The 26,972-nt window shown below is 68.8% G+C and carries 35 protein-coding genes; 2 read left to right on the plus strand and 33 right to left on the minus strand.

Going from position 1 to position 26,972, the window contains the following annotated elements; all coding sequences use genetic code 11:
• Window positions 1-149: 149 nt before the first annotated feature.
• Window positions 150-707, plus strand: a complete 558-nt coding sequence (locus tag OHA34_RS19615; RefSeq protein WP_285942686.1) for a hypothetical protein — start codon at window positions 150-152, stop codon at window positions 705-707.
• Window positions 708-780: 73 nt separating this feature from the next.
• Here the strand turns inward: OHA34_RS19615 and OHA34_RS19620 are convergent, their stop codons facing one another.
• Entirely contained in the window at window positions 781-1,425 is a 645-nt protein-coding gene (locus OHA34_RS19620) for a class F sortase (RefSeq protein ID WP_285942687.1), read from the minus strand.
• 55 nt (window positions 1,426-1,480) lie between these two features.
• Window positions 1,481-1,996 carry a hypothetical protein gene (locus OHA34_RS19625; protein ID WP_285942688.1) on the minus strand — a complete coding sequence of 172 codons (516 nt, stop codon included), beginning with the start codon at window positions 1,994-1,996 and terminating at the stop codon, window positions 1,481-1,483.
• 188 nt (window positions 1,997-2,184) lie between these two features.
• Between OHA34_RS19625 and OHA34_RS19630 the strand changes: the two genes are divergently transcribed.
• The gene (locus tag OHA34_RS19630) at window positions 2,185-3,000 is read left to right on the plus strand and encodes a phosphodiesterase (RefSeq protein WP_285942689.1); all 816 of its coding nucleotides are present in this window, start codon (window positions 2,185-2,187) and stop codon (window positions 2,998-3,000) included.
• Between the two features lie 15 nt (window positions 3,001-3,015).
• On the opposite strand, the gene OHA34_RS19635 is transcribed toward OHA34_RS19630, so the two are convergent.
• From OHA34_RS19635 to OHA34_RS19785, 31 genes are all read right to left on the minus strand, one after another.
• The gene (locus OHA34_RS19635; RefSeq protein WP_285942690.1) at window positions 3,016-3,456 is read right to left on the minus strand and encodes a DUF1707 SHOCT-like domain-containing protein; all 441 of its coding nucleotides are present in this window, start codon (window positions 3,454-3,456) and stop codon (window positions 3,016-3,018) included.
• A gap of 20 nt (window positions 3,457-3,476) precedes the next feature.
• Complete coding sequence (gene map / locus OHA34_RS19640) at window positions 3,477-4,298, minus strand: type I methionyl aminopeptidase (RefSeq protein ID WP_285942691.1); 822 nt, start codon at window positions 4,296-4,298, stop codon at window positions 3,477-3,479.
• 125 nt (window positions 4,299-4,423) lie between these two features.
• Complete coding sequence (locus OHA34_RS19645; protein WP_285942692.1) at window positions 4,424-5,074, minus strand: adenylate kinase; 651 nt, start codon at window positions 5,072-5,074, stop codon at window positions 4,424-4,426.
• Window positions 5,074-6,372 carry a preprotein translocase subunit SecY gene (secY, locus tag OHA34_RS19650; protein ID WP_443029572.1) on the minus strand — a complete coding sequence of 433 codons (1,299 nt, stop codon included), beginning with the start codon at window positions 6,370-6,372 and terminating at the stop codon, window positions 5,074-5,076. The genes OHA34_RS19645 and secY overlap by 1 nt, the downstream gene beginning before the upstream one ends.
• A 191-nt stretch (window positions 6,373-6,563) precedes the next feature.
• On the minus strand, window positions 6,564-7,046 hold the full coding sequence (rplO, locus tag OHA34_RS19655; RefSeq protein ID WP_285942694.1) for a 50S ribosomal protein L15: 483 nt from the start codon (window positions 7,044-7,046) through the stop codon (window positions 6,564-6,566).
• 2 nt (window positions 7,047-7,048) lie between these two features.
• Complete coding sequence (rpmD, locus tag OHA34_RS19660; RefSeq protein WP_285942695.1) at window positions 7,049-7,231, minus strand: 50S ribosomal protein L30; 183 nt, start codon at window positions 7,229-7,231, stop codon at window positions 7,049-7,051.
• Window positions 7,228-7,851, minus strand: a complete 624-nt coding sequence (rpsE, locus tag OHA34_RS19665) for a 30S ribosomal protein S5 (protein ID WP_285942831.1) — start codon at window positions 7,849-7,851, stop codon at window positions 7,228-7,230. The genes rpmD and rpsE overlap by 4 nt, the downstream gene beginning before the upstream one ends.
• An 84-nt stretch (window positions 7,852-7,935) precedes the next feature.
• Window positions 7,936-8,322: a 50S ribosomal protein L18 gene (gene rplR / locus OHA34_RS19670; RefSeq protein ID WP_285942696.1), complete on the minus strand. Its 387-nt coding sequence runs from the start codon at window positions 8,320-8,322 to the stop codon at window positions 7,936-7,938.
• Between the two features lie 2 nt (window positions 8,323-8,324).
• Window positions 8,325-8,861, minus strand: a complete 537-nt coding sequence (rplF, locus tag OHA34_RS19675) for a 50S ribosomal protein L6 (protein WP_285942697.1) — start codon at window positions 8,859-8,861, stop codon at window positions 8,325-8,327.
• A gap of 16 nt (window positions 8,862-8,877) precedes the next feature.
• Window positions 8,878-9,276, minus strand: coding sequence for a 30S ribosomal protein S8 (gene rpsH, locus OHA34_RS19680; protein ID WP_285942698.1), 399 nt, complete (start codon window positions 9,274-9,276; stop codon window positions 8,878-8,880).
• A 121-nt stretch (window positions 9,277-9,397) separates the two neighbouring features.
• On the minus strand, window positions 9,398-9,583 hold the full coding sequence (locus tag OHA34_RS19685; RefSeq protein ID WP_285942699.1) for a type Z 30S ribosomal protein S14: 186 nt from the start codon (window positions 9,581-9,583) through the stop codon (window positions 9,398-9,400).
• 52 nt (window positions 9,584-9,635) lie between these two features.
• Entirely contained in the window at window positions 9,636-10,217 is a 582-nt protein-coding gene (gene rplE / locus OHA34_RS19690; protein WP_285942700.1) for a 50S ribosomal protein L5, read from the minus strand.
• 5 nt (window positions 10,218-10,222) lie between these two features.
• Window positions 10,223-10,531 carry a 50S ribosomal protein L24 gene (rplX, locus tag OHA34_RS19695; RefSeq protein ID WP_285942701.1) on the minus strand — a complete coding sequence of 103 codons (309 nt, stop codon included), beginning with the start codon at window positions 10,529-10,531 and terminating at the stop codon, window positions 10,223-10,225.
• On the minus strand, window positions 10,531-10,899 hold the full coding sequence (gene rplN / locus OHA34_RS19700) for a 50S ribosomal protein L14 (RefSeq protein ID WP_021596728.1): 369 nt from the start codon (window positions 10,897-10,899) through the stop codon (window positions 10,531-10,533). The genes rplX and rplN overlap by 1 nt, the downstream gene beginning before the upstream one ends.
• 65 nt (window positions 10,900-10,964) lie before the next feature.
• Entirely contained in the window at window positions 10,965-11,237 is a 273-nt protein-coding gene (gene rpsQ / locus OHA34_RS19705; RefSeq protein WP_285942702.1) for a 30S ribosomal protein S17, read from the minus strand.
• Window positions 11,230-11,490, minus strand: coding sequence for a 50S ribosomal protein L29 (rpmC, locus tag OHA34_RS19710; protein ID WP_285942703.1), 261 nt, complete (start codon window positions 11,488-11,490; stop codon window positions 11,230-11,232). The genes rpsQ and rpmC overlap by 8 nt, the downstream gene beginning before the upstream one ends.
• Complete coding sequence (rplP, locus tag OHA34_RS19715) at window positions 11,490-11,909, minus strand: 50S ribosomal protein L16 (protein ID WP_285942704.1); 420 nt, start codon at window positions 11,907-11,909, stop codon at window positions 11,490-11,492. Before rplP ends, rpmC begins: the two co-directional genes overlap by 1 nt.
• A 7-nt stretch (window positions 11,910-11,916) precedes the next feature.
• The gene (gene rpsC, locus OHA34_RS19720) at window positions 11,917-12,807 is read right to left on the minus strand and encodes a 30S ribosomal protein S3 (RefSeq protein WP_329518534.1); all 891 of its coding nucleotides are present in this window, start codon (window positions 12,805-12,807) and stop codon (window positions 11,917-11,919) included.
• On the minus strand, window positions 12,807-13,184 hold the full coding sequence (gene rplV / locus OHA34_RS19725; RefSeq protein WP_285942706.1) for a 50S ribosomal protein L22: 378 nt from the start codon (window positions 13,182-13,184) through the stop codon (window positions 12,807-12,809). Before rplV ends, rpsC begins: the two co-directional genes overlap by 1 nt.
• 34 nt (window positions 13,185-13,218) lie before the next feature.
• Window positions 13,219-13,500, minus strand: coding sequence for a 30S ribosomal protein S19 (gene rpsS, locus OHA34_RS19730; protein ID WP_285942707.1), 282 nt, complete (start codon window positions 13,498-13,500; stop codon window positions 13,219-13,221).
• A gap of 12 nt (window positions 13,501-13,512) precedes the next feature.
• Entirely contained in the window at window positions 13,513-14,346 is an 834-nt protein-coding gene (gene rplB / locus OHA34_RS19735) for a 50S ribosomal protein L2 (RefSeq protein WP_285942708.1), read from the minus strand.
• A gap of 39 nt (window positions 14,347-14,385) precedes the next feature.
• Window positions 14,386-14,685 carry a 50S ribosomal protein L23 gene (gene rplW / locus OHA34_RS19740; RefSeq protein ID WP_285942709.1) on the minus strand — a complete coding sequence of 100 codons (300 nt, stop codon included), beginning with the start codon at window positions 14,683-14,685 and terminating at the stop codon, window positions 14,386-14,388.
• An 11-nt stretch (window positions 14,686-14,696) separates the two neighbouring features.
• Entirely contained in the window at window positions 14,697-15,299 is a 603-nt protein-coding gene (rplD, locus tag OHA34_RS19745) for a 50S ribosomal protein L4 (RefSeq protein ID WP_285942710.1), read from the minus strand.
• A complete protein-coding gene (gene rplC, locus OHA34_RS19750) occupies window positions 15,296-15,946 on the minus strand; it encodes a 50S ribosomal protein L3 (RefSeq protein ID WP_285942711.1) in 651 nt (216 codons plus the stop codon). Before rplC ends, rplD begins: the two co-directional genes overlap by 4 nt.
• A gap of 13 nt (window positions 15,947-15,959) precedes the next feature.
• The gene (gene rpsJ / locus OHA34_RS19755) at window positions 15,960-16,268 is read right to left on the minus strand and encodes a 30S ribosomal protein S10 (RefSeq protein WP_018657599.1); all 309 of its coding nucleotides are present in this window, start codon (window positions 16,266-16,268) and stop codon (window positions 15,960-15,962) included.
• A 95-nt stretch (window positions 16,269-16,363) separates the two neighbouring features.
• Window positions 16,364-17,557: an elongation factor Tu gene (gene tuf / locus OHA34_RS19760; protein WP_285942712.1), complete on the minus strand. Its 1,194-nt coding sequence runs from the start codon at window positions 17,555-17,557 to the stop codon at window positions 16,364-16,366.
• 84 nt (window positions 17,558-17,641) lie between these two features.
• The gene (gene fusA / locus OHA34_RS19765; RefSeq protein WP_285942713.1) at window positions 17,642-19,753 is read right to left on the minus strand and encodes an elongation factor G; all 2,112 of its coding nucleotides are present in this window, start codon (window positions 19,751-19,753) and stop codon (window positions 17,642-17,644) included.
• A gap of 43 nt (window positions 19,754-19,796) precedes the next feature.
• On the minus strand, window positions 19,797-20,267 hold the full coding sequence (gene rpsG / locus OHA34_RS19770) for a 30S ribosomal protein S7 (RefSeq protein ID WP_285942714.1): 471 nt from the start codon (window positions 20,265-20,267) through the stop codon (window positions 19,797-19,799).
• Window positions 20,267-20,641, minus strand: coding sequence for a 30S ribosomal protein S12 (gene rpsL, locus OHA34_RS19775; protein WP_285942715.1), 375 nt, complete (start codon window positions 20,639-20,641; stop codon window positions 20,267-20,269). The genes rpsG and rpsL overlap by 1 nt, the downstream gene beginning before the upstream one ends.
• Before the next feature lie 487 nt (window positions 20,642-21,128).
• The gene (locus tag OHA34_RS19780; RefSeq protein WP_329518535.1) at window positions 21,129-22,715 is read right to left on the minus strand and encodes a hypothetical protein; all 1,587 of its coding nucleotides are present in this window, start codon (window positions 22,713-22,715) and stop codon (window positions 21,129-21,131) included.
• Between the two features lie 363 nt (window positions 22,716-23,078).
• Window positions 23,079-26,957 carry a DNA-directed RNA polymerase subunit beta' gene (locus tag OHA34_RS19785; RefSeq protein WP_285942718.1) on the minus strand — a complete coding sequence of 1,293 codons (3,879 nt, stop codon included), beginning with the start codon at window positions 26,955-26,957 and terminating at the stop codon, window positions 23,079-23,081.
• Window positions 26,958-26,972: the final 15 nt, after the last annotated feature.

A 26,972-nucleotide genomic window follows, 5' to 3' on the forward strand; every position in this document is an offset into this window, starting at 1 on the left:
CTACAACGGACCGACATAGGAGTCTACGTCACCGGGCCGCCGAATGCGAAATTATCGCACGATCCGGCTCCGGAGACTGCTCCCGATACAAGCATACCTCGCTCCCGCGTTGTACCTTTCGAGGAGAGAAACGTCCAGGGAGGATCGGCATGCCGAGCTATGACTTCGCGCTGCTCCTCAGCCGTCCCCTCTACGAGGAGGAGCTCGACCCGCTGTTCGACCGCACCCACGGCGCGGTGACGGTGTCGATCATCAGTGAGCCCCAGCACGCCGATCGCCCCGGCAACGCCTCCTGCTCATGGCAGGGCGCGACCCTCGCCGCGGCGATCATGGACGTGGTGGAGCACGTCGAGGCGAGCGCCCCCGGCCTGCACGTCCTCCAGGTCGAGGCCGACCCGCTGCTGACCATCCGCGACATCGCCGAGCGGGTCGGCCGCTCGGTCGACTCGGTCCGGCTGGCGATCACTGGGGCGCGCGGCCCCGGCGGCTTTCCCGCGTCCGAGATCTCGTCCGCGGGGCACCGGCTGTGGCGCTGGTCCAAAGTGGCCGCGTGGTACGGCCTCGACGACCCGCAGCTCATCGAGGCCAAGCCCACCGCGCAGGCCATCAACGGCTGGCTCGCGCTGCGCGACGTGGTACCCGATGTGGCCCCGGCGCCGGAGGACGTCACCTCCGCGCTGTCGGCCGTCATCCCCCGCGTCGCCTGAGGACAGGCCGCATGAGAGACGCCGCCTGAACAGACGAGGACCGAAACCCGGGTCGCGACGCGGTCGGGCGCGCTCACGTACGGACCAGGTCGGTGAGGCGGTAGGCCGCCGCGAAGGTCGCGTACACGATCAGGTTGTCGTCGTAGGCGCGACGCGCGCGGTCGTACCGTCCGGCGCAGGTGATCAGGCGCAGCTCGGGCCGTCCGCCCGAGGCGTGCACCCGCGCCGCCGGAAAGCTGCCCTTGGGCGCCTGCTCGGCGGAGACCATCCGGAACACCGCGACCGTGTCGTCGGCCCGGACGACACCGATCAGGTCGCCCGGCCTCAGCTCCCTCAGCCGCGCGAACACGGCCGGTCCCGACGAGGTGGCCAGGTGGCCGACGAGCACCGCCGCGCCCGGCTCGCCGGGGCTCGGGCCCCGCTCATACCAGCCCGCCCGGTCGCGATCGCGCCCGGGCGGCGGCACGATCGCACCGTCCCGGCCACGCCCGACACGCGCGAGCGTCGCGTGTACCCCGATCTTCGGGATCGCCACCGAGACCGGCAGCGCCCGGCCGAGCATGCCGCGCAGCGGGATCGGCGCGGCCCGCCCGTCCGGCCCGGCGGCCCGCTCGCCCGGCGGCGCGATCAGCCCCGGAAGCGCCATCACCTCGCGTGCGGCCCCCGGACGGCCCTGCCGGGCGTACGCGCAGCATCCGACGGCCTGGGGGTGCCCCATGGCCGCGTCCAGCGCACAGCGGCTCCTGGCGCCTCCGCGGCGCCCCCCGCACCGGTCAGCCATCGGAGCCCGACCGGCGCTTCCGGCCGACCAGCAGGCCCAGCCCGGCGGCCAGCGACAGCACCACCCCGGCCCCCACCGTGACCAGCACCCCCCAGTCGCGCCCGGACCGCGCCGCCGCGAGGCCGGACGCGAGCCCGCCGCCCCCGGCGTCGGAGCCCTGGACGAGCTCGGTGACCGTGATCCGTCCGGCCAGGATCCCGCCGCCGGCGCACGCCACCTCCACCGGGTACACGCCGGGCTCGGCGCCGGGATCGATCGGCGCCGCCCCGAACGGACGCGGCGTCGTCGCGTCCAGCGCGTACCGGAGATCGACCCGCGAGCCGATGGGGAACGCCTTGGACCGCGCCGTCGGATCCGTGCAGGTGTCGGGCACCGAGAGCTGGACCGACTCCCCGGGCTGCACCGTCCCCGGCTCCACCCGCACGCTCCCGTCCGCACGCGCGCCGGGCGCGGCCAGCAGCGCGGCACAGGCCACCGCCGCCAAGGCCGCCTTCGTCTTGCGGGCCATCGTCTCCCCCGGTCGGCCCCGGTGTCGGACGGGCCCGTGACCTTCTTCTCCCCGGGTCGAGTCGACAGCCCGGTCAACCGGGCGCAAAGATCGTCCCAGCACTCGGCCCGGTGCCCAGCACCGCGCCCGGACCTTCGGATGTGACCGAACCGCGAGACCGTGATGTGCTTACCGGAGGGGGAGGATCGATGGCGATCATTGCTCAGCTGAGCGACATCCACCTGGCCGTCGGCCGCGACGGCGAGGTGGACGACGGTTCGGGCCCCGTCAGGGCGCTGCGGGCCGCGGTGTCGAGCCTGCTCTCGCTGCCCGCGCGCCCCGACGCCGTCGTGCTCACCGGCGATCTGGCCGACGGCGGACTGCCCGCCGAGTACGCCCGGCTGCACGCGCTGCTCTCCCCGCTGCCCATGGCGGTGCACCCGATGCCCGGCACCCACGACGACCGCGACGCGCTGCGCGCGGCGTTCCGCGACCACACCGCCGTGGCCGGCTCCGGGACCGCCCCACAGGCCCCCGTGCAGTACGCGGCGGCCGTGGGCGGCGCCAGGCTGGTCTGCTGCGACACCACCGGCGACGGCGCCCTGCGCGGGCAGATGGACTCCGCCAGGCTCGACTGGCTCGACCGGACGCTCGCCGCCGAGCCGGCCACGCCGACCGTGGTGGCCACCCACCACCCGCCCTACCCGGTCGGGATCCGCTTCATCGACGACATGCGCTTCGCCGACCCGTCCGGGCTCGCCGCCGTCATCGCCCGGCACCCGCAGGTGGTCCGGATCATCAGCGGGCACGTGCACCGGGGCTCGGTGGGGTCGCTGGCCGGAACGGTCAGCACCACCTGCCCGAGCACCTACCGGCAGCTCTTCCTCGATCTCACCCGCCCGGGACGCGCCGCGGTGACCGGTGAGCCCGCCGGGTTCGCCGTCCACCTGATCGGCACCGACGGGACGGCGACCACGCACTTCGTCCCGACCGGCAACTACCGTCCGCTCATGGACGTCGAATAGCCCGCGGGGGCGGGGTCAGCCGCGCCTCGCGCGGATGGTGTTGACCAGCAGCACGACGCCCCACGGCCCGGCGATCCACAGCCACCACGGGAAGACCAGCGTGCCGGTCAACGCCATGATCAGCCAGATCGTCAGGTTGATCCCGCTCACCGCGGCCCACGCCGACCACATCGCCGCGGACCCCCGCAGCTCGATCCCCCCGCCGGACGGGCGCCGCGCGGGCACACTCGCGGTGCCCTTCTGCGCGACCGGGAACGGGTGGTCGTACAGGTCCTCCTCGGGCAGGTCGGCGGTGACCTGGTCGAGCTCGCCGAGCGTCCTGGCCTCGAAGACCGCCTCGATCCGCTCCTGGAGCTCCTCGGTGGTGATGCGGCCCTGGGCGCAGTGCTCACGCAGGCTGGCCGCGACCCGGTCACGGTCGGCGTCCGAGGCCCGCATCTCTGGGTTCGGCGCCATCTCGGTCGTCCCTTCGGTGCTCAACGGGAGGGTTCGCTACCCAGTCTGCCGAACCATTCCCGACCCTCGTCGAGGGCGGTCAGGACGCGGGGACCATCCTCGGTGACCGCGAACGTGTGCTCGAAGTGGGCCGAGGAGCGCCCGTCAGTGGTGACGACCGTCCAGCCGTCCTCCAACTCCAGCGTATCTTTGGTGCCGAGATTCACCATGGGCTCGACGGCGAAGCACATCCCGGGCTCCAGCACCGGCCCGTGGCCGGGCGGGCCGTGGTTGGGGATCAGCGGGTCCATGTGCATCTCGGTGCCGATCCCGTGCCCGCCGTAGCCCTCGACGATGCCGTACGGGCCCTGAGCGCGAATGTAGGACTCGATCGCGTGGGACATGTCGGTGAGGTGGGCCCCGGCGACGCCGGCCCGCAGGCCGTGCCACAGGGACTCCTCGGTCACCTCGATCAGCCTGGCCAGCTCGGCGTCGATCTCGCCGACCGGCACCGTGATCGCCGAGTCGCCGTGCCAGCCCTGCACGATGGCGCCGCAGTCGATGGAGATCACATCGCCGTCCCGCAGCACCTTGCCGGCGTTCGGGATGCCGTGCACGATCTCCTCGTTGACCGAGGCGCAGATCGTGCCGGTGAAGCCGTGGTAGCCCTTGAACGAGGGGACGCCGCCGTGGTCGCGGATGTTCGCCTCGGCGATCACGTCCAGGTCCATGGTGCTGATCCCGGGCTTCACCGCCTCGCGGAGCAGCTTCAGCGTCTCGCCGACCAGGACCCCGGCCGCGCGCATCAACTCGATCTGCTCCGCGGTCTTCATCTGGACCTCGGGCCTACGCCGTTTGAACATCTCTCCCCCAGAATCGGCGCCGGGGCGCCGCCAGGGGGGTCACCCCGCCGCGGCGCGTCCCGGCCGTGAACTCGACCGGCCGGTGCGCGGGCCCGCGGCGGGCGCGGCACCGGCCTCCTCCGCCGTCACTTCTCCAGCGGGCGGAGCGCGGCGAGCGCGCGCTTGGTGACCTCTTCGACCGGGCCGGTCGCGTCGATACCGACCAGAATGTTCTCATCAGCATAGAACTGCACCAGGGGCGAGGTGTCGTCCCGGTACACCTCCAGCCGGTGCATGACGACCTGCTCTTTGTCGTCGTCGCGCTGGAACAGCCGGCCGCCGCAGTCGTCGCAGACGTCGTCCTGCTTGTCGTCGAAGTCGACGTGCCAGATCCGGCCGCACTTGTCGCAGGTGCGCCGGCCCGACAGCCGCCGGACGACCTCGTCCTCGTCGACGACCAGTTCGAGCACGATGTCGAGGCGGGTGTCCCACTCGGCCAGGATCTTCTTGAGCGTCTCGGCCTGCGGCACGTTGCGCGGGAACCCGTCGAGCAGGAACCCGTCCTGCGCGTCGTCCTCGGCGAGCCGGTCGCGCACCATCGCGATCGTGACCTCGTCGGGAACCAGGTCGCCGCGGTCCATGTAGCTCTTGGCCTGCCGGCCGAGCTCGGTACCGCCGCTCACGTTGGCTCGGAAGATGTCACCTGTCGAGATCTTCGGGATGGACAGATGCGATGCGATGAACTGGGCCTGCGTCCCCTTGCCCGCACCCGGGGGGCCCACCAGCACGATACGCACTACCGGAGGAAGCCCTCGTAGTTGCGCTGCTGTAGCTGACTCTCGATCTGCTTCACGGTATCCAGTCCGACGCCGACAACGATGAGGATGCTCGTCCCGCCGAACGGAAAGTCCTGGCTCGCGTTCAGGAGTGCGAACGCGACCATGGGGATCAGGGCGACGAGCCCCAGGTACAGGGCACCGGGTGTGGTGATCCGGGTCAGCACGTAGTCGAGGTACTCGGCGGTCGGCCGGCCCGGACGAATACCTGGGATGAACCCACCATACTTCTTCATGTTGTCGGCTACTTCAGCGGGGTTGAAGGTGATCGCCACGTAGAAGTAGGTGAAGAAGATGATGAAGACGAAGAAGATCCCCATGTGCCAGGGGTTGCTCTGCTGGAGGTAGGGCTGGACCTTCTGGAGCCACTTGGTGTTGGGCCACAGCTGGGTCGCGAGCACCGGCAGGTAGAGCAGCGAGGACGCGAAGATCACCGGGATGATGCCGGCCTGGTTGACCTTGAGTGGGATGTAGGTGGAGGTGCCGCCGTACATCCGGCGTCCGACCATCCGCTTGGCGTACTGCACCGGGATCCGGCGCTGCGCCTGCTCGACGAAGACGACGCCCGCCATGATCGCCAAGCCCACGATCAGCACCAGGGCGAAGACGAAGCCGCCCTTGGACTTGTAGATGCTCCAGAACTGGCCGGGGAAGACCGCGACCACCTGGGTGAAGATCATGATGGACATGCCGTTGCCGACGCCGCGGTCGGTGATCAGCTCGCCGAGCCACATGATCACCGCGGTGCCGGCCACCATGCAGATCACCATGGTGACGATCGGGAAGATGCCCTTGTCGTGCAGCACGTCGCCGCCGCCGGACACCCCCTGGAACAGCTGCCCGCTGCTGGCCATCGCCACGATGCCGGTGCCCTGGAGGATGGCCAGCCCGACGGTCAGATAACGCGTGTACTGCGTGATCTTCGTGGTGCCGGCCTGCCCCTCCTTCTTCAGGGCTTCCAGCCGCGGGATCACCACGGTCAGCAGCTGAAGGATGATGCTCGCGGTGATATAGGGCATGATGCCCAGCGCGAACACCGACAGCTTGAGCAGCGCACCACCGCTGAACAGGTCCACCAGCCCGTAGAGCTGATTGCTCTTCTTGGCCGCGTCGGCGGTCTCACGCAGCACTTCCACGTTCACGTTGGGGGTCGGCAGGTTCTGCCCGATCCGGAACACCACGATGATGAACAACGTGAACAACAGCTTTTTACGCAGGTCAGGCGTACGGAAAGCCCGAGCGAACGCGGTCAGCACCATTCCTCCTGCGCGACTGGCGAATCCTTGACAGCCGAGGGGCCGGGTCCATGATCAGCGGGGCGGCCACGCTGGGCCACCGCCGCCCGTGAGACTCTAACAGCAGATGAGACCGGGGCCGCCTCACCGAGCGCATGGCCCTTCCGGCCTCCAGCGCAAGGCGAGTGCGGCCCCGGCATCAAATGTGTCCCTCTTTACAATTCGTCGGCGGTCCCGCCGGCGGCGGCGATCTTCTCCTTGGCGGAGCCGGAGAAGGCGTGCACCTTCACCTGGACCGCCACCGAGATCTCGCCGGTGCCGAGGACCTTGACCGGACGGCCGGAGCGAACCGCGCCCCTGGCGGCCAGGTCCGCGGCCGTCACCTCGCCGCCCTCGGGGTAGAGGGCCGCGAGCTTGTCCAGGTTGACGACCTGGAACTCGACCCGGTTCGGGTTCTTGAAGCCCTTGAGCTTCGGAACCCGGCGGATCAGCGGCATCTGGCCGCCCTCGAAGCCGACCGGGACGGTACCGCGGGCCTTGGTGCCCTTGGTGCCGCGACCCGCGGTCTTGCCCTTGGACGCCTCGCCACGGCCCTTGCGGACCTTGGCCCGGTTGGAGCCGGGGGCCGGACGCAGGTCGTGCACCTTGAGCGGCGTGCCCTCGGTGTCGGTGGCGTCCTTGTTCAGATCAGTCGCCATGATCAGTCGACCTCCTCGACGGAGACCAGGTGGTTCACCGTCCGGATCATGCCGCGCACCTCGGGCCGGTCGTCCCGGACGGTGCTCTGCCCGATCTTCTTCAGGCCGAGGGTGCGCAGCGTGTCACGCTGGTTCTGCTTCTCGCTGATCACGGACTTGGTCTGCGTGATCTTCAGTCGGCTCATGACGAGACCTCCTGGCGGGGCTCGTTGCCCGCGGCACGCGCCCGCAGCATCGCGGCCGGCGCGACGTCCTCGATCGGCAGGCCGCGCTTGGCCGCGATCTCCTCGGGACGCTTGAGGTCCTTCAGACCGGCAACGGTCGCGTGCACGATGTTGATCGCGTTGTCGGTGCCGAGCGACTTGCTCAGCACGTCGTGGATCCCGGCGCACTCCAGCACCGCGCGCACCGGGCCACCCGCGATCACACCGGTACCCGGGCTGGCCGGACGCAGCAGGACGACACCTGCGGCGGCCTCACCCTGCACGGTGTGCGGGATGGTGCCCTGGATGCGGGGCACCTTGAAGAAGTGCTTCTTGGCCTCTTCGACGCCCTTGGCGATCGCCGCGGGCACCTCCTTGGCCTTGCCGTAGCCGACGCCGACGGTGCCGTTGCCGTCACCGACGATCACCAGGGCGGTGAAGCTGAAGCGCCGACCACCCTTGACGACCTTGGCGACGCGGTTGATCGCCACGACCTTCTCGATGTACGACTGGCCCTTGTCGGCGCCACCACGACGGTCGTCGCGGCGGCCGTCGCGACGGTCGCCACCCTGACCGCCGCCGCGCCTCTGCGCTGCCATCAGTGGTTCCTCTTCTCGTTGCTCGACGGGGCGGCCATCAGTTCCGATTCCCGGGCCGTCATCAGTTTCGATCCTCGGGCCATGTGATCAGAACTCCAGCCCGCCCTCGCGCGCACCGTCCGCCAGGGCGGCGATGCGGCCGTGGTACTTGTTGCCACCACGGTCGAAGACCACGGCGGTGACGCCGGCCTGCTTGGCCCGCTCGGCGACGAGCTCGCCGACCTTGCGGGACTTGGCCGACTTGTCGCCGGAGTCGGCCCGAAGGTCCGCCTCCATGGTGGACGCGTAGGCCAGCGTGTGACCCTTGCTGTCGTCGATGACCTGGACGAACATGTGCCGGGTGGAACGGGTCACGACCAGGCGCGGACGCACGGCGCTGCCGACGACCTTCTTGCGGACCCGCAGGTGCCGGCGCTTGCGGGACTTGGCCCGCGCCGACGTGGCCTTGCCGGCCAGGGTCTTGGTGCCTGCCATGACTACTTACCAGCCTTTCCGACCTTGCGGCGGATCTGCTCGCCCTCGTACCGCACACCCTTGCCCTTGTACGGGTCGGGCTTGCGCAGCTTACGAATGTTGGCGGCGATCTCGCCGACCTTCTGCTTGTCGATGCCCTCGACGATCAGCTGGGTCGGCCGCTCCACCGTGAAGGAGATGCCCTCCGGCGGCTCGATCGTGATCGGGTGGCTGTAGCCCAGCGAGAACTCCAGGTTCTTGCCCTTGGCCACCACTCGGTAACCGACGCCCTGGATGACCAGGGTCTTCTTGTAGCCGTCGGTGACGCCGACCACCATGTTGTTGATCAGTGATCGGGTCAGCCCGTGCAGCGCGCGCACGGTGTTGACGTCGTTCGGCCGGGTCACCGTGACCTGGCCGTCTTCCAGCGTGACCCCGATGGGCTCCGCCACCGTGTGCGACAGCTCGCCCTTCGGCCCCTTGACGGTGACCTCCTGGCCGTCGATCTGAATGTCGACGCCGCCGGGCACGGCGATGGGGAGACGTCCAATACGAGACATATCTAGTACCCCCCCTTCACCAGACGTAGGCGAGGACTTCCCCGCCCACGCCACGCTTGCCCGCCTGCCGGTCCGTCATCAGGCCGGAGGACGTCGAGATGATCGCGACACCCAGCCCGCCCAAGACCCGCGGCAGATTGTCCTTCTTGGCGTACACCCGCAGACCCGGCTTCGATACGCGCTTGATGCCGGCGATCGAACGCTCACGGGTCGGACCGAACTTGAGCTCGATCACGAGCTTCTTTCCGACCTCGGCGTCCTCCACGCTCCAGCCCGAGATGTACCCCTCCTGCTGGAGGATCTCGGAGATGTGCGCCTTGATCTTCGAGTACGGCATGCCCACCGAGTCGTGGTATGCCGAATTCGCGTTTCGCAGACGCGTCAGCATGTCTGCGATCGGGTCGGTCATCGTCATGGCCTACAGGCCCTCCCTCGCCACGGTTTCCGTACGGACCTTTGGCGCGGTCGTGGGCACCTTCGAGAGGTGCCCGGTGGTCATTACTGGCCGGGGGACCCGCCCCCGAAGGGGCGGGGTCCTACCAGCTGGACTTGGTGATGCCGGGCAGCTCGCCCCGGTGCGCCATCTCACGGAAGCACACACGGCACAGGCCGAACTTCCGGTAGACGGAGCGCGGACGCCCGCAGCGCGAGCAGCGAGTGTAGCTCCGCACCCCGAACTTGGGCTTCCGGGCCGCCTTGGCGATCAGCGACTTCTTCGCCATGCTCAGTTCTCCTAGTTGCGATCCTCAGCCGAAGCTCGGCTGCGGCGGAAGCTCAGGCTTCCTTGAAGGGGAAGCCCAGGAGCTTCAGGAGCGCCCGGCCCTCGTCATCGGTCTTCGCGGTCGTGACGACCGTGATGTCCATGCCCCGCGAGCGGTCGATCTTGTCCGGGTCGACCTCGTGGAACATGACCTGCTCGGTCAGCCCGAAGGTGTAGTTCCCGTTGCCGTCGAACTGCTTGGGCGACAGGCCGCGGAAGTCACGGATCCGGGGCAGCGCGGTGGACAGCAGCCGGTCGAGGAACTCCCACATCCGGTCGCCGCGCAGCGTGGCGTGCGCCCCGATCGGCATGCCCTCGCGCAGCTTGAACTGCGCGATGGACTTGCGCGCCCGGTTCACCGCCGGCTTCTGGCCGGTGATCGCCGACAGGTCGCGGATCGCGCCCTCGATCAGCTTGGAGTCCTTGGCCGCGTCACCGACGCCCATGTTGACCACGATCTTGGTCAGCCCGGGAATCTGCATGACGTTGGGGTACCCGAACTGCTCCTGCATCTGCTTCGCGATCTCGGCGCGGTAGCGGAGCTTGAGCCTCGGCGCGGGCACCGGGCGCTCGGTCTCGGTAACGGTCTCGGTCATCGAAATCAGATCTCCTTACCGCTACGGCGCGAGATCCGGACCTTCGAGCCGTCTTCGTTGATGCGGTAACCGACCCGGACCGGCTTGCCGTCCTCGGCGATCGCGACGTTGCTGATGTGCAGCGGAGCCTCGACCGTCACCCGGCCGCTCTCCTTGCCCGCGCGCTGCTGATCAGCCTTGATGTTCTTGGTGATCAGGTTGACGCCTTCGACGACGACGCGCTCGGCCCGCGGGTCGACGCGCAGCACCTTGCCCGTCGCGCCCTTGTCCTTGCCGGCGATGACGACGATCTCGTCGCCCTTCTTGATCTTCATCACAGCACCTCCGGCGCGAGCGAGATGATGCGCATGAACTTCTTCTCGCGTAGTTCGCGGCCCACGGGGCCGAAGATTCGGGTGCCGCGGGGGTCGCCGCCGTCCTTAATCAGGACGGCCGCGTTCTCGTCGAAGCGGATGTAGGAGCCGTCCGGGCGCCGGCGCTCCTTGCGGGTGCGCACGACGACCGCCTTGACGACGTCACCCTTCTTCACGCCCGCGCCGGGAAGGGCGTCCTTCACCGTCGCGACGATGATGTCGCCGACTCCCGCGTAGCGCCGACCCGAGCCGCCGAGAACCCGGATGCAAAGGATCTCCTTCGCACCCGTGTTGTCGGCGACTTTGAGTCGCGACTCCTGCTGGATCACGTCAACTCCTGTTCGTCACACCGGTTCTCAGCCATCATGTCGGCCGAGCCTGGTGGAACCAGTGATTACTTGGCCTTCTCGAGGATCTCGACCACGCGCCAGCGCTTGCTGGACGACAGCGGCCGGGTCTCCATGAGACGGACGCGGTCGCCGACGCCACACTCGTTGGCCTCGTCGTGCGCCTTGTACTTGGTCGTGCGGCGGATCACCTTGTGGTAGCGCGGGTGGGTCACCCGGTCCTCGACGGACACGACCACGGTCTTGTCCATCTTGTCGCTGACCACCAGACCCTCAAGGATCTTGCGGCTGCTCCGCTGTTCGGTCTGCTGCTCAGTCATCGTTGGTGCCCTCCACGGACGCGGCCACACTGTCGTCGGCGACCGTGACGATGCCGAGCTCGCGCTCGTGAATCACGGTGTAGATGCGAGCGATCTCGCGCTTCACCGTGCGCAGCCGCCCATGGCTCTCAAGCTGGCCGGTCGCGGCCTGGAAGCGGAGGTTGAACAGCTCCTCCTTCGCCTCCTTGAGCTTGGTGACCAAGACGTCCTCGGGCTCGGTCCGCAGGTCGTCGGCGGTAAGACCCTTGGCCATCAGGACTCACCCACCTCTCGCTTAACGATCTTGCACTTCATCGGGAGTTTGTGGATCGCGCGGGTGAGCGCCTCCCGAGCGGTCTGCTCGTTCGGGTAGGAGAGCTCGAACATCACGCGGCCCGGCTTCACGTTGGCCACCCACCACTCGACCGAGCCCTTGCCCGAACCCATCCGGGTCTCGGCGGGCTTCTTGGTCAGCGGACGGTCCGGGAAGATGTTGATCCACACCTTGCCGCCACGCTTGATGTGGCGGGTCATGGCGATACGCGCGGCCTCGATCTGCCGGTTGGTCACGTACGCGCCCTCGACCGCCTGGATGCCGTACTCGCCGAACGTCACCTTGGTGCCGCCCTTGGCCATGCCCCGGCGCTTCGGGTGGTGCTGCTTACGGTGCTTGACCTTGCGAGGGATCAGCATGGGTTACTCAGCTCCCCTCACCACTCGCAGCGGGGGTACCGGCCTCGGCCGAGGCGGGAGCCTGCTGCTCTGAACTCTGCTGCTGCTTGGGCGCGGCACCGCGCTCGCCGCCGGCGCCACCGGCACCGCCGCGACCGCCACGGCCACCACGGCCGCCGCCACCGCGACGCTCGCCGCCGCCACCGCCGCCGCGGCCACCGCCGCCGCCGCCGCGACGCTCGCCGCCACCGGCGGCGCGCTGCTGCGCGGCCTTGGCCTCACGCTCGGCGCGCGTCGCCGCGGCCTCGCCCTTGTAGATCCACACCTTCACGCCGATGCGACCGAACGTCGTACGGGCCTCGTAGAAGCCGTAGTCGATGTCGGCGCGCAGCGTGTGCAGCGGGACCTGGCCCTCGCGGTAGAACTCCGAGCGCGACATCTCCGCGCCGCCGAGACGGCCGGAGCACTGCACCTTGATGCCCTTGGCGCCCGACTTCATGCCGGACTGGATCGCCTTGCGCATCGCACGGCGGAACGCCACCCGGCTGGACAGCTGCTCGGCCACGCCCTGCGCGACGAGCTGGGCGTCGATCTCGGGGTTCTTGACCTCGAGGATGTTCAGCCGCACCTGCTTGCCGGTGAGCTTCTCCAGGTCGCCCCGCAGACGCTCGGCCTCCGCGCCGCGACGGCCGATGACGATGCCCGGCCGGGCGGTGTGGATGTTGACCTCGACCCGGTCACGGGTGCGCTCGATCTCCACCTTGGAGATGCCCGCCCGGTCCATGCCCTTCTGCAGCATGCGCCGGATCTGGACGTCTTCCTTGACGTAGTCCTTGTACAGCTTGTCCGCGAACCACACGCTCTTGTGGTCGGTCGTGATTCCGAGTCGGAACCCGTGCGGGTTGATCTTCTGACCCACTACCGGGCCCTCCTAGTCTTCCGACCGCCGGCCGCCGAAGCCTTGTCCCGCGACTCCACGACCACGGTGATGTGGCTCGTGCGCTTGTTGATGCGGTACGCCCGGCCCTGGGCGCGAGGCCGGAAACGCTTGAGCGTCGGCCCCTCGTCCACCCACGCGCGGCTCACGACGAGCGTGTCGGTGTCGAGCTTGAAGTTGTGCTCGGCGTTGGCGATGGCACTCGCCAGCACCTTGCCCACCGGCTCACTGGCGGCCTGGGGGGCGAACCGCAGCGCCGCCTGAGCCTCCGCGGCAGGCAGGCCGCGGATGAGGTCCACCACGCGGCGGGCCTTCCTGGGCGTGACGCGGATGAACCGCGCCTGGGCCCTGGCTTCCATCGCTGTCCCTCTCTCCTACGTTCTGTCTGCCTGCTCAGCCGCGACGGCTGCGGCGGTCTTCCTTGACGTGGCTGCGGAACGTGCGCGTCGGCGAGAACTCGCCGAGCTTGTGCCCCACCATGGCGTCGGTGATGAACACCGGCACGTGCTTGCGGCCGTCGTGCACGGCGATCGTGTGACCGATCATGTCCGGCACGATCATGGAGCGCCGCGACCACGTCTTGATGACGTTCTTGGTGCCCTTCTCGTTCTGGACGTCCACCTTCTTCATCAGGTGGTCGTCCACGAAGGGGCCCTTCTTAAGGCTACGTGGCATAACGGACGACTCCTACCGCTTCTTCTTGCTGCGACGACGGACGATCAGCCGGTCGCTCGACTTGTTCGCCTGGCGAGTGCGGCCTTCCTTCTTACCGTTCGGGTTCACCGGGTGCCGGCCACCGGAGGTCTTGCCCTCACCACCACCGTGCGGGTGGTCGATCGGGTTCATGGCCACACCGCGGACGGTCGGGCGCTTGCCCTTCCACCGCATCCGGCCGGCCTTGCCCCAGTTGATGTTGGACTGCTCGGCGTTGCCGACCGCGCCGACCGTGGCGCGGCAGCGGAGGTCCACCATGCGCATCTCGCCCGAAGGCATGCGCAGGGTGGCGTACTTGCCCTCCTTGGCCAGCAGCTGGACGCCGGCACCCGCACTGCGGGCCAGCTTGGCGCCGCCGGCGGGCCGCAGCTCGATGGCGTGGACGACCGTACCCGTCGGGATGTAGCGCAGCGGCAGACAGTTGCCCGGCTTGATGTCCGAGCCCTGCCCGTTCTCCACCCGGTCGCCCTGCTTCAGGCCGGTCGGCGCGAGGATGTAGCGCTTCTCGCCGTCGGCGTAGTGCAGCAGCGCGATCCGCGCGGTGCGGTTGGGGTCGTACTCGATGTGCGCGACCTTGGCGGGAACCCCGTCCTTGTCGTGCCGGCGGAAGTCGATCACGCGGTAAGCGCGCTTGTGACCCCCGCCCTGGTGCCGGGTGGTGATGCGGCCGTGGTTGTTACGGCCGCCCTTCTTGGGGAGCGGACGCAGCAGCGACTTCTCCGGCTCACGGCGGGTGACCTCGACGAAGTCGGCCACGCTGGAGCCGCGACGACCTGGTGTCGTCGGCTTGTACTTACGGATGCCCATCTTATTCGTTCATCCCTTGTCTGCCTCGGGGTCCCGGCTCTAGGCCGGGCCGCCGAAGATGTCGATCCGCTCGCCCTCGGCCAGGCTCACGATGGCGCGCTTGGTGTCCTTGCGCTTGCCGTAGCCGAACCGGGTGCGCTTGCGCTTGCCCTGGCGGTTGAGCGTGTTCACGTTCGTCACCTTGACGTTGAACACCGCCTCGACCGCCTGCTTGATCTGGGACTTGTTGGCGTCCGGGCGGACGACGAAGGTGTACTTGTTCTCGTCGAGCAGCCCGTAGCTCTTCTCCGAGACGACCGGCGCGATGATGACGTCGCGGGGGTCAGCGATCTTCTGCATCTGTCCTCCCCCTACTTCTTCGTCACGCGCGAGATGAACTCGTCGTACGCCTTCTGCGTGAAGACGACTTCATCGTTCACCAGCACGTCATAGGTGTTGAGCTGGTCCGAGACGAGAACGTGCACGGCCGGCTCGTTGCGCAGGCTCTTCCAGGTCACGTCGTCCTCCCGGTCCAGGACCAGGAGCACGCGGGTGGCCTCGGTGACGCCGCGCAGCGCCGCCAGCGCCGTCTTCGTCTTCGGAGTGTCGCCCTCGATCAGCCCGTCGACCACGTGCACCCGGCCGAACCGGGCGCGGTCGGACAGGGCACCGCGCAGCGCGGCGGCCTTCATCTTCTTGGGCGTCTTCTGCGAGTAGTCCCGCTGCTGCGGACCGTGCACGACGCCGCCGCCGGCGAACTGCGGGGCACGGGTCGAGCCCTGACGGGCGCGGCCGGTGCCCTTCTGCCGGTACGGCTTCTTGCCACCGCCGGAGACTTCGCCCCGGGTCTTGGTCGAGTGCGTGCCCTGCCGCGCGGCGGCCAGCTGGGCCACCACGACCTGGTGGATCAGCGGCACGCTGGTCTTCGCGTCGAAGACCTCGGCGGGCAGGTCGATGTCGAGCTTGGAGGTCACTTGCCCGTCCCCTTCACTGCGTCGCGGACCAGGACCACGCCGCCGTTGGGACCGGGAACCGCGCCCTTGATGAGGAGCAGGTTCTTCTCCGGGTCGATGGCATGGATGGTCAGGTTCTGCACGGTGGTGCGGGCGTTTCCGTGCCGCCCCGCCATGCGGAGGCCCTTGAAGACGCGACCGGGGGTCGCGCAGCCGCCGATCGAGCCCGGCGAGCGGTGCTTGCGCTGGGTGCCGTGCGAAGCGCTCAGGCCCTTGAACCCGTGGCGCTTCATCACCCCCGCGGTGCCCTTGCCCTTGCTGGTGCCGGTGACGTCGATCTTCTGGCCGGCCTCGAAGACCTGAACGGTGATCTCCTGGCCGAGTTCGAACTCGGTGGTGTCGTCAGCCCGCAGTTCGACGAGGTAGCGGCGCGGCGTGACGCCGGCCTTCTCGAAGTGACCCGTGCGCGGCTTGTTCACCTTGCGCGGATCGATCTGACCGAACCCGAGCTGGACGGCGGTGTAGCCGTCGGTCTGCTGGGAGCGGAGCTGGGTGACGACACACGGCCCGGCCTGGACGACGGTCACCGGAACGATCCGGCCCTCATCGTCGAAGACCTGGGTCATGCCGAGCTTCTCGCCCAGGACGCCCTTCCTCTGCGTACTCATCTCGGTGCGTCCCTTAGAGCTTGATCTCGATGTCAACGCCGGCCGGAAGGTCGAGTCGCATCAGCGAGTCGACCGTCTTGGGCGTCGGGTCGATGATGTCGATCAACCGCTTGTGCGTGCGCATCTCAAAGTGCTCGCGCGAGTCCTTGTACTTGTGCGGCGAGCGGATGACGCAGTACACGTTCTTCTCGGTCGGCAGCGGCACCGGGCCCGCGACCTTGGCGCCCGTCCGCGTCACCGTCTCAACGATCTTCTTCGCGGAGGTGTCGATGACCTCGTGGTCGTAGGCCTTGAGCCGGATGCGGATCTTCTGTCCCGCCATGGTGGCCTCGGTGTCCTTTGCTGGTAGTGCCGCTGTTACTCGGTGTCCGTCGGCGCGGCGGCCCCGCTGGGCGGGGCCGCCGCGGCGACGAGGTGCTACTTGTTGATCTTGATCACTCGACCGGCGCCGACCGTCCGGCCACCCTCACGGATGGCGAACTTCAGCCCCTCCTCCATCGCGATGGGCTGGATGAGCTCGACGTTCATCTCGGTGTTGTCGCCCGGCATGACCATCTCGGTGCCGTCGGGCAGGTTCACCACGCCGGTCACGTCCGTGGTCCGGAAGTAGAACTGCGGCCGGTAGTTGTTGAAGAACGGCGTGTGCCGTCCGCCCTCGTCCTTGGACAGGATGTAGACCTGCGCCTCGAACGCGGTGTGCGGGGTGTTGGTGCCCGGCTTGATGATGCACTGGCCGCGCTCGACGTCCTCGCGCTTGATGCCGCGCAGCAGCAGGCCCACGTTGTCGCCGGCCTGGCCCTGGTCGAGCAGCTTGCGGAACATCTCGACACCGGTGACCGTGGTGGAGGTCGAGGTGTCCTTGATGCCGATGATGTCGACGGTCTCGTTGACGTTGACCACGCCGCGCTCGATCCGGCCGGTCACCACGGTGCCGCGGCCGGTGATCGAGAAGACGTCCTCGATCGGCATCAGGAAGGGCTTGTCGGTGTCACGCACCGGCTCGGGCACGTTCTCGTCGACGGCGTTCATCAGCTCGACGATCGAGTCGGCCCACTTCGCGTCGCCCTGGAGCGCCTGGAAGGCCGAGACGCGCACGACCGGAAGGTCGTCGCCCGGGAACTCGTACTCCGACAGCAGCTCGCGGACCTCGAGCTCGACGAGCTCCAGGATCTCCTCGTCATCGACCATGTCGCACTTGTTCAGCGCGACGACGATGTAGGGGACGCCGACCTGGCGGGCCAGGAGCACGTGCTCCTTGGTCTGCGGCATCGGGCCGTCGGTCGCGGCGACCACCAGGATGGCGCCGTCCATCTGCGCGGCACCGGTGATCATGTTCTTGATGTAGTCCGCGTGACCCGGGCAGTCGACGTGCGCGTAGTGCCGCGCCTCGGTCTGGTACTCGACGTGCGAGATCGAGATGGTGATACCGCGCTCGCGCTCTTCCGGCGCCTTGTCGATGTCCTCGAACGGCGTGAACGGGTTGAGGTCCGGGAACTTGTCGTGGAGCACCTTGGTAATCGCCGCGGTAAGCGTGGTCTTACCGTGGTCGATGTGACCAATGGTGCCGATGTTCACGTGCGGCTTCGTCCGCTCGAACTTGGCCTTCGCCACTGGGTTGCTCCTTGTTACGATCCTCGGCCGTCTGCACGACCGCTTCGATGTACGTCTTGGTGATCTGAGGCAGGCCGGGTACTACTACTCGCCCCGTGCCTTGGCGATGATCTCCTGCGCGACGTTCCCTGGAACCTCGGCGTAGGAGTCGAACTGCATGGTGAAGACAGCCCGGCCCTGGGTCTTGCTGCGCAGATCACCCACGTAGCCGAACATCTCGGAGAGCGGAACGAGTGCCTTGATGACCCGCAGGCCCGAACGCTCGTCCATGGACTGGACCTGACCGCGGCGGCTGTTGAGGTCGCCGATCACATCGCCCATGTTGTCCTCGGGCGTGCTGACCTCGACCGCCATCATCGGCTCCAGCAGCGTGGGGGTCGCTCGGCGGGCGGCCTCCTTGAACGCCATGGAGCCGGCGACCTTGAACGCCATTTCCGAGGAGTCCACCTCATGGTAGGCGCCGTCACGCAGGGTGACCTTGACGCCCACCATCGGGTAACCGGCGAGGACGCCGAACTCGGCGGCCTCCTGGCAGCCCGCGTCGACCGACGGGATGTACTCCCGCGGGATGCGGCCACCGGTGACCTTGTTCTCGAACTCGTAGCCGTCGCTGCCGCCGCCCAGCGGCTCCAGGTCGATGATCACGCGGCCGAACTGGCCCGAGCCACCCGTCTGCTTCTTGTGGGTGTACTCGACCTTCTCGACCTTCTTGGCGATCGTCTCGCGGTAGGCCACCTGCGGGCGGCCGACGTTGGCGTCGACCTTGAACTCGCGCTTCATCCGGTCGACGAGGATCTCCAGGTGGAGCTCGCCCATGCCGGAGATGACGGTCTGCCCGGTCTCCTCGTCGGAGCGGACGGTGAACGACGGGTCCTCTTCGGCCAGCCGCTGGATCGCGGTGCCCAGCTTCTGCTGGTCGGCCTTGGTCTTCGGCTCGATCGCGACGTGGATCACCGGCGCCGGGAAGTTCATCGACTCCAGGACGATCGGGTTCTTCTCGTCGCACAGCGTCTCACCGGTGGTGGTCTGCTTGAGACCCATCACCGCGACGATGTCGCCGGCGCCCGCGCGCTCGATCTCGGTGCGCTTGTTGGCGTGCATCCGGTAGATCTTGCCGATCCGCTCCTTGCGCTCCTTGACCGAGTTCAGCACGGTCATTCCGGAGGTCAGGACGCCCGAGTAGATCCGCACGAAGGTCAGCTTGCCCAGGTGCGGGTCGCTCGCGATCTTGAACGCCAGCGCCGACAGCGGCTCGTCCTCGCTGGGCTTGCGCTCCAGCGTCTTGTCCTCGTCACGCACGGCGTGGCCCTCGATGGCATCCACGTCGAGCGGCGAGGGCAGGTAGCGGACGATCGCGTCCAGCAGCGGCTGCACGCCCTTGTTCTTGAAGGCCGTGCCGCACGTCACCGGGGTGAGCTTCGCCGCGATGGTCGCGCGGCGGATGCCGGCGTAGAGCTGCTCCACGGTGGGCTCGGTGCCCTCCAGGTACAGCTCCATGATCTCGTCGTCGGCCTCGGCCAGCGTCTCGACCAGCTTGTCGTGCCACTCGCGGGCGACCTCGGTGTGCGTGTCGGGGATGTCGACGGTGTCGTACATCTCGCCGAGCTTGGCCTCCTCGTTCCAGAGGAGCGCCTGCATCGTCACCAGGTCGATGACGCCCTTGAAGTCGGCCTCGGCGCCGATCGGCAGCTGCAGCGCCAGCGGGACCGCGTTGAGCCGGTTCTCGATCATGTCGACGCAGCGGTGGAACTCCGCGCCGACGCGGTCGAGCTTGTTGACGAAGCACATGCGAGGAACGCCGTACCGGTCGGCCTGACGCCAAACGGTCTCGGACTGGGGCTCCACACCGGCCACACCGTCGAACACGGCGACAGCGCCGTCGAGCACCCGCAGGTTGCGTTCCACTTCGACGGTGAAGTCGACGTGGCCCGGGGTGTCGATGATGTTGATCGTGTGCTTGACCTCGTCGACGGGCCATTCGCAGGTGGTGGCCGCGGAGGTGATGGTGATTCCCCGCTCCTGCTCCTGCTCCATCCAGTCCATGGTGGCAGCGCCGTCATGGACCTCGCCGATCTTGTAGCTCATCCCCGTGTAGTAGAGGATGCGCTCGGTCGTCGTGGTCTTGCCCGCGTCGATATGGGCCATGATCCCGATGTTGCGGACCTTGGCCAGGTCTACACCGGTTTTGGTAGCCACTGTGCCCTCGCGTCGTCTCGTCGTCAGTCGTTGTTCCGCCGGATTACCAGCGGTAGTGCGCGAAGGCCTTGTTGGACTCCGCCATCTTGTGGGTGTCCTCGCGCTTCTTCACAGAAGCACCGAGGCCGTTGCTCGCGTCGAGCAGCTCGTTCATCAGCCGCTCGGTCATGGTCTTCTCGCGACGCTGCCGGGCGTACACCACCAGCCAGCGCAGGGCCAGGGTGGTGCTGCGCGCCGGCCGCACCTCCACCGGGACCTGGTAGGTCGCGCCACCGACACGGCGGCTGCGGACCTCCAGGGTCGGCTTCACGTTGTCGAGCGCGCGCTTGAGCGTGACGACCGGGTCGTTGCCGGTCTTCTCGCGGGCGCCTTCGAGGGCCTCGTAAACGATGCCCTGCGCGATGGAACGCTTGCCGTCCAGGAGAATCTTGTTGATGAGCGCGGTGACCAGCGGCGAGTTGTACACCGGGTCAGCGATCAGCTGGCGCTTGCCAGCAGGGCCCTTGCGCGGCATCAGCTCTTCTCCTTCTTCGCGCCGTACTTGCTACGCGCCTGCTTGCGGTTACGCACACCCTGGGTGTCGAGCGACCCCCGGATGATCTTGTACCGAACACCCGGCAGGTCCTTCACCCGGCCGCCGCGCACGAGCACGATCGAGTGCTCCTGAAGGTTGTGCCCGACGCCGGGGATGTAGGCCGTGACCTCAATCCCGCTGGTCAGCCGGACACGGGCGACCTTACGAAGCGCCGAGTTCGGCTTCTTGGGCGTCGTCGTGTAGACGCGCATGCAGACCCCCCTGCGCTGGGGGCTCTCCTTCAGCGCGGGCGTCTTGTTCTTGGTCACCTTGTCCTGGCGGCCCTTTCGGACCAGCTGCTGGATCGTGGGCACCGCGTCTCCGTCTTCCTCGTACCAAGCCGGTAAGTCTTGTTCTGCCAGAGTTCTGCTTGCGCGGAACCCGTCATCACTACCTCACGGGAGGCTGTGACCTGCCGGTTTCCCGACCTCTCCGACCCCCGCGGTCGGGCGTGTCGCCGCCCCACGGAGTTCAAGCCGCGTGAAACCGACACAGACCGCCCGGCCCGCAAAGAGGGCCGAATCAAGCCGGGGAGTTGGTTGCGGCGCTGGGCCTGGCACCTGCCTCACCACGCGCACGCAGAGTGGACCCGCATAGTACGGGCACAGGGAGAGAGGTTACCGACCCCCGGGCGAAAGTGCAAAGCGAGCAGCGCACTATCGTGCGCACACCCTCCGGCGCAAGACCCCGGAGCACTCCGGGATGACCTTCCCGTAATCCCCAACGTTCGAATGCCGGCGGGTGTTCCGTCCCTCCAAGGGACCGGAACACCCGCCGGCATTCGGTGCGGCACGGCCCCGCTTACAACATGAACGCCACGACGGCGACCACGATCACCACGATCGCGACGGCGCCGGCGATGATGAACAGGTTCTTGTTGCCGCCCTTGCTCTCGGACGCTCCCGCATAGCCGGGGTACCCGCCCTCACCGGCCGGCTGGCCGTACTGCTGCTGGCCGTACTGCTGCTGCTGGCCGGGCTGCTGACCGTAGGCGGCCTGCCCGTACTGCTGCTGGTCGCCCTGCTGGCCGTACGGTGCCTGCTGCTCGGGCTGGCCGTACTGCTGCTGCTGACCGTACTGCTGCTGGCCGCCGTACCCCTGCTGCTGCTCGGGCTGACCGAACTGCTGTGCGCCGTACTGCTGCTGGCCGTAGCCCTGTTCGGCCTGCTGCTGGCCAGCCGGCAGCCACTGCTGCTGACCGAGGTCCATGCGGGTGTGCTCGGGCATCCCGGCCGGCTCGGCAGGCGGCTGGCCGGTGCCCGGGTCGAACGCCTGCGTCGGTACGCCGTCGTCAATCCGGCCCTGCTCGCCCGTGCCGGACGGCTGGGGGACGCCGAACGCCGGAGACTCCTCCATCGGCGCGGCGTGCGAGCCCGCCCCGAAGCCGGAGTCGGGCGGCGGAACCATCATCGTGCGCTCGTGGTCGCCCTGGCCCTGCTGCGGTTCCTGGCCCCACGGCTCGGGCGCGGGCGCCTGTGCGGGGGCCTGCCAGGGCTGGCCGGCCGGTGCCTGCTGCGGGGGTGCGTACTGAGGGGGCGCCTGCTGCGGGGGTGCCTGCTGCGGGGGTGCCTGCTGCGGGGGTGCCTGCTGAACGGGAGGCTCGGACCTGCGCTCGGGGCCCGTCGCGACCGGGATGTCGGTGCCCGGCGACCAGTGCAGCGTGGCGGCATCGTCGATCTGGGGCCGGGGCTTCTCGGGCTCGCTCCCGGGACCCGGGACGATCAGGGTGCGGTCGGTGGCGGACTCCACCGGGGGCTGGCCGTACTGCTGCTGCGGCTCCTGGGGCGACCCGTGCTGCGGCTGCTGCGGGTAGCCGGGCTGCTGCGGCGCCTGCTGCGGCGGCTGACCGTACGACGGCTGCGGCGGCTGGCCGTACAACGGCTGGCCGGGCTGAGTCTGCTGGGGCTGCTGGCCGTACTGCTGCTGCTCCCCCTGCTGCTGGCCCTGGCCCTGCGCGGGTGGCTGGCCGTACTGCTGCTGTGGCTCCTGCGGGGCCGGGTAGCCACCAGAGCCGGGAGAAGCACCGTAAGGCGGCTGACCCGCGGGCGGCTGCCCGTACTGGGGCTGGTCCTGTGCGGGCGCGTACGGCTGCTGGGGCGGCGCCTGCGGGGTTTGCGGGGGCTGCTGCACCTGCATCGGCTCGACCATGGTGGGCGGTGGTGGCGCGGGTGCCCGCCGCTCCCCCTGCTGGGGCTGCGGCGGTGCCTGCTGCGGCGGCGGTGGTGCGGGCTGGCCGCCCAACTGGGGTGCGCCGAAGACCACCGTACGGTCACCGAGCGGCCTCGCTGGCGGCTCGTTCTGCTGCTCGCCCTGGGCTCCGCCCCTGCCCTGCTCCTCGTCCTCCGGCAACGGCCACTGGGGTCCCTGCGTGCCGTCATTCTCGGTCATCGTCGGGCTCCTTCAGCGCCGTCGTCCCGGGGCCCTTCGGCACCCGGGCCGATTGGAGACGCGCGCCGCATGACGCGGCCTCCGAATCCTGTCACCGATGTCCCCCACGTGGCGGCCGCTGCCACCGAGCGGGGTCTCTCGCCCCCAGCCTGCCTCGACCGCCGGTCCTATCGCAAATCACCGGCCGTGACGCCCCCCTGGACAGCCGCGCGGTTCCGTCCTCCCTCGTCAGGAGTGTCCGAGCACCGGGTGCGGACGGTAGGGGGCCTCCAGCCGCGCGAGCGCGATCCGCGCGGACGCCGAGAGGCCCCTCCCGACGGATCGGGAGGGGCCTCTCGGTTCGCTTGCCGCGCCGTTCAGGCGTCAGCGGTTGTACTGACCGAAGTCGTACTCCTCCAGCGGGACGGCCTCGCCGGAGCCCTGGCCGAAGGCGTACTCGGCTCCGTCGTCGTACGAGCCGACGGAGTACACGGCGGCCTTGGCCTCCTCGGTGGGCTCAACCCGGACGTTGCGGTACTGCGGCATGCCGGTACCGGCCGGGATGAGCTTGCCGATGATGACGTTCTCCTTGAGGCCCAGCAGCGGGTCGCTCTTGGCGTGCATCGCGGCCTCGGTGAGCACCCGGGTGGTCTCCTGGAAGGACGCCGCCGACAGCCACGACTCGGTCGCGAGCGAGGCCTTGGTGATGCCCATCAGGACCGGACGGCCGGCGGCGGGGACCCCGCCCTCGGCCACGACGTTCCGGTTGCGCCCCTCGAAGAGGGGACGCTCCACCAGGTCGCCCGGCAGCAGGTCGGTGTCACCCGACTCCAGGATGTTCACCCGCTTGAGCATCTGCCGGACGATGATCTCGATGTGCTTGTCGTGGATCGACACGCCCTGGGACCGGTAGACCTCCTGGACCTCGTGGACCAGGTGCAGCTGCACGGCGCGGGGGCCGAGGATGCGCAGCACCTCGTGCGGGTTCTGCGCGCCCTTGATGAGCTGCTGGCCGACGTCGACGTGGGCGCCCTCGCGGACCCCCTCCTCGAACCGGGACCGCATCGGGACCGGGTAGGCGATCTCGTCGGAGCCGTCGTCGGGGACGATGACGACCTTCCGCGTCTTCTCGGTCTCGTCGATCTTGACCCGGCCGGCCACCTCGCTGATCGGGGCCACGCCCTTGGGGACGCGGGCCTCGAACAGCTCCTGGACACGCGGCAGACCGTGCGTGATGTCACCGCCGGCGACACCGCCGGTGTGGAAGGTGCGCATGGTCAGCTGGGTGCCGGGCTCGCCGATGGACTGCGCGGCGATGATGCCGACGGCCTCACCGACGTCCACCCGCTTGCCGGTGGCCAGCGAGCGGCCGTAGCAGGCGGCGCAGACGCCGATCTTGGCCTCGCAGACCAGGGCGCTGCGGGTGCGGACCCGCTCGACGCCCGCCTCGACCAGGCGCGACACCACGGCGTCGGACAGGTCGGTGTCGGCCGGGAAGATGACCGTCCCGTCGACCACGACCTCCTCGGCGATGGTCCGCCCGATCAGGCTGGTCTCGGACGTGGCCGGCTTGACCAGCGTGCCGTCGGGCAGCTTGTCGGCGACCTCGAAGGGGATCGTGCGGTCGGTGCCGCAGTCCTCCTCGCGGACGATCACGTCCTGCGCGACGTCCACCAGGCGCCGGGTCAGGTAACCCGAGTCGGCGGTGCGCAGCGCGGTGTCGGCCAGGCCCTTGCGGGCGCCGTGCGTCGAGATGAAGTACTCGACGACCGACAGTCCCTCGCGGAAGGACGACTTGATCGGACGCGGGATGGTCTCGCCCTTGGGGTTGGAGACCAGGCCGCGCATACCGGCGATCTGCCGGAGCTGGAGCGGGTTGCCGCGGGCCCCGGACTGGATCATCATCCAGATGGGGTTGGCCTTCGGGAAGGCCGCCTCCATGTCCTTGGCCACGTCCGCGGTCGCGTGGTTCCAGATCTCGATGAGCTCCTGCTTGCGCTCGTCATCGGTGATCAGACCGCGGTTGAACTCCCGCTGCACCTTGTCGGCGCGCGCCTCGTAGGAGCTGAGGATGTCGGCCTTGTTGGGCGGGGTCACCACGTCGTCGATGGCGATGGTGACGCCCGACCGGGTGGCCCAGTGGAACCCGGTGCTCTTCAGCGCGTCCAGCGCGTTGGCCACCGCGACCTTGGGGTAGGTCTCGGCCAGCTCGTTGACGATCGCCGAGAGCTGCTTCTTGCTGATCTCCGCGTTCACGAACGGGAAGTCGTCGGGCAGCGTCTCGTTGAACAGCGCGCGGCCGAGCGTGGTCTCCAGCCGGTACGGGCGGCCCGCGTCGTAGCCCTCGGGCGCCTGCCAGCCGCGCGGCGGCGGGACGTCCTTGAGCCGGATCTGGATCTTGGCCTGCAAGTCCAGCTCGTTGCGGTCGTAGGCCATGATGCCCTCGGCGATGGACCCGAACGAGCGGCCCTCGCCGGCGGACCCGTCCTTCTGCGTCGTCAGCCAGTAGAGGCCGATCACCATGTCCTGGGTGGGCATGGTGACGGGCTTGCCGTCGGACGGCTTGAGGATGTTGTTGGTCGACAGCATCAGGATCCGCGCCTCGGCCTGGGCCTCGGCCGACAGCGGCAGGTGCACCGCCATCTGGTCGCCGTCGAAGTCGGCGTTGAAGGCGGTGCAGACCAGCGGGTGGATCTGGATCGCCTTGCCCTCGACGAGCTGCGGCTCGAACGCCTGGATGCCCAGGCGGTGCAGGGTCGGCGCGCGGTTGAGCAGCACCGGGTGCTCGGTGATGACCTCTTCGAGCACGTCCCACACGACCGGGCGGGCCCGCTCGACCATCCGCTTGGCGCTCTTGATGTTCTGCGCGTGGTTGAGGTCGACCAGCCGCTTCATCACGAACGGCTTGAAGAGCTCCAGCGCCATCTGCTTGGGCAGGCCGCACTGGTGCAGCTTCAGCTGCGGGCCGACGACGATGACCGAACGGCCGGAGTAGTCGACGCGCTTGCCGAGCAGGTTCTGGCGGAACCGGCCCTGCTTGCCCTTGAGCATGTCCGACAGCGACTTGAGCGGACGGTTGCCCGGCCCGGTGACGGGCCGGCCGCGGCGGCCGTTGTCGAACAGCGCGTCGACGGCCTCCTGGAGCATCCGCTTCTCGTTGTTGACGATGATCTCGGGCGCACCGAGGTCGAGCAGCCGCTTGAGCCGGTTGTTCCGGTTGATCACACGGCGGTACAGGTCGTTCAGGTCGGAGGTCGCGAAGCGGCCACCGTCGAGCTGCACCATCGGCCGCAGGTCCGGCGGGATCACCGGGATGCAGTCCAGCACCATGCCGAGCGGGCTGTTGCGGGTGTTGAGGAACGCCGAGACGACCTTGAGCCGCTTGAGGGCGCGGGCCTTCTTCTGGCCCTTGCCGGTGCGGATGATGTCGCGGAGCTTCTCGGCCTCGGCGTCGAGGTCGAAGTTCTGGAGCCGGGCCTGGATGGCCGCGGCGCCCATGCCGCCCTCGAAGTACTTGCCGAAGCGGTCGCGCATCTCGCGGTAGAGCAGCTCGTCGCCCTCGAGGTCCTGGACCTTGAGGTTCTTGAACCGGCTCCACACCTCGTCGAGGCGGTCGATCTCGCGCTGCGCGCGGTCGCGCAGCTGCTTCATCTCCCGCTCGGCGCCGTCGCGCACCTTGCGCTTCTGGTCGGCCTTGGCCCCGGCCTCCTCGAGCTCGCCGAGGTCGCCCTCCAGCTTCTGCTGGCGGGCCTCGACCTGGGCGTCGCGAGCCTGCTCGATCTGCTGGCGCTCCACCGAGATGTGCGCCTCCAGCGTGGGCAGGTCGCGGTCGCGCCGCTCGATGTCCACGTTGGTGATCATGTAGGCCGCGAAGTAGATGATCTTCTCGAGATCCTTCGGGGCCAGGTCGAGCAGGTAGCCGAGCCGGCTGGGCACGCCCTTGAAGTACCAGATGTGCGTGACCGGCGCGGCCAGCTCGATGTGGCCCATCCGCTCACGGCGCACCTTGGCGCGGGTCACCTCGACGCCGCAGCGCTCGCAGATGATGCCCTTGAACCGGACGCGCTTGTACTTGCCGCAGTAGCACTCCCAGTCGCGGGTCGGACCGAAGATCTTCTCGCAGAAGAGCCCGTCCTTCTCCGGCTTGAGGGTGCGGTAGTTGATCGTCTCCGGCTTCTTGACCTCGCCGTGCGACCACTGGCGGATGTCGTCAGCGGTCGCCAGGCCGATGCGTAGCTCGTCGAAGAAGTTGACGTCAAGCAACTGAATTCCCCTTGA

It is taken from the genome of Spirillospora sp. NBC_01491, assembly GCF_036227065.1.
GTDB lineage: Bacteria > Actinomycetota > Actinomycetes > Streptosporangiales > Streptosporangiaceae > Spirillospora > Spirillospora xylanilytica.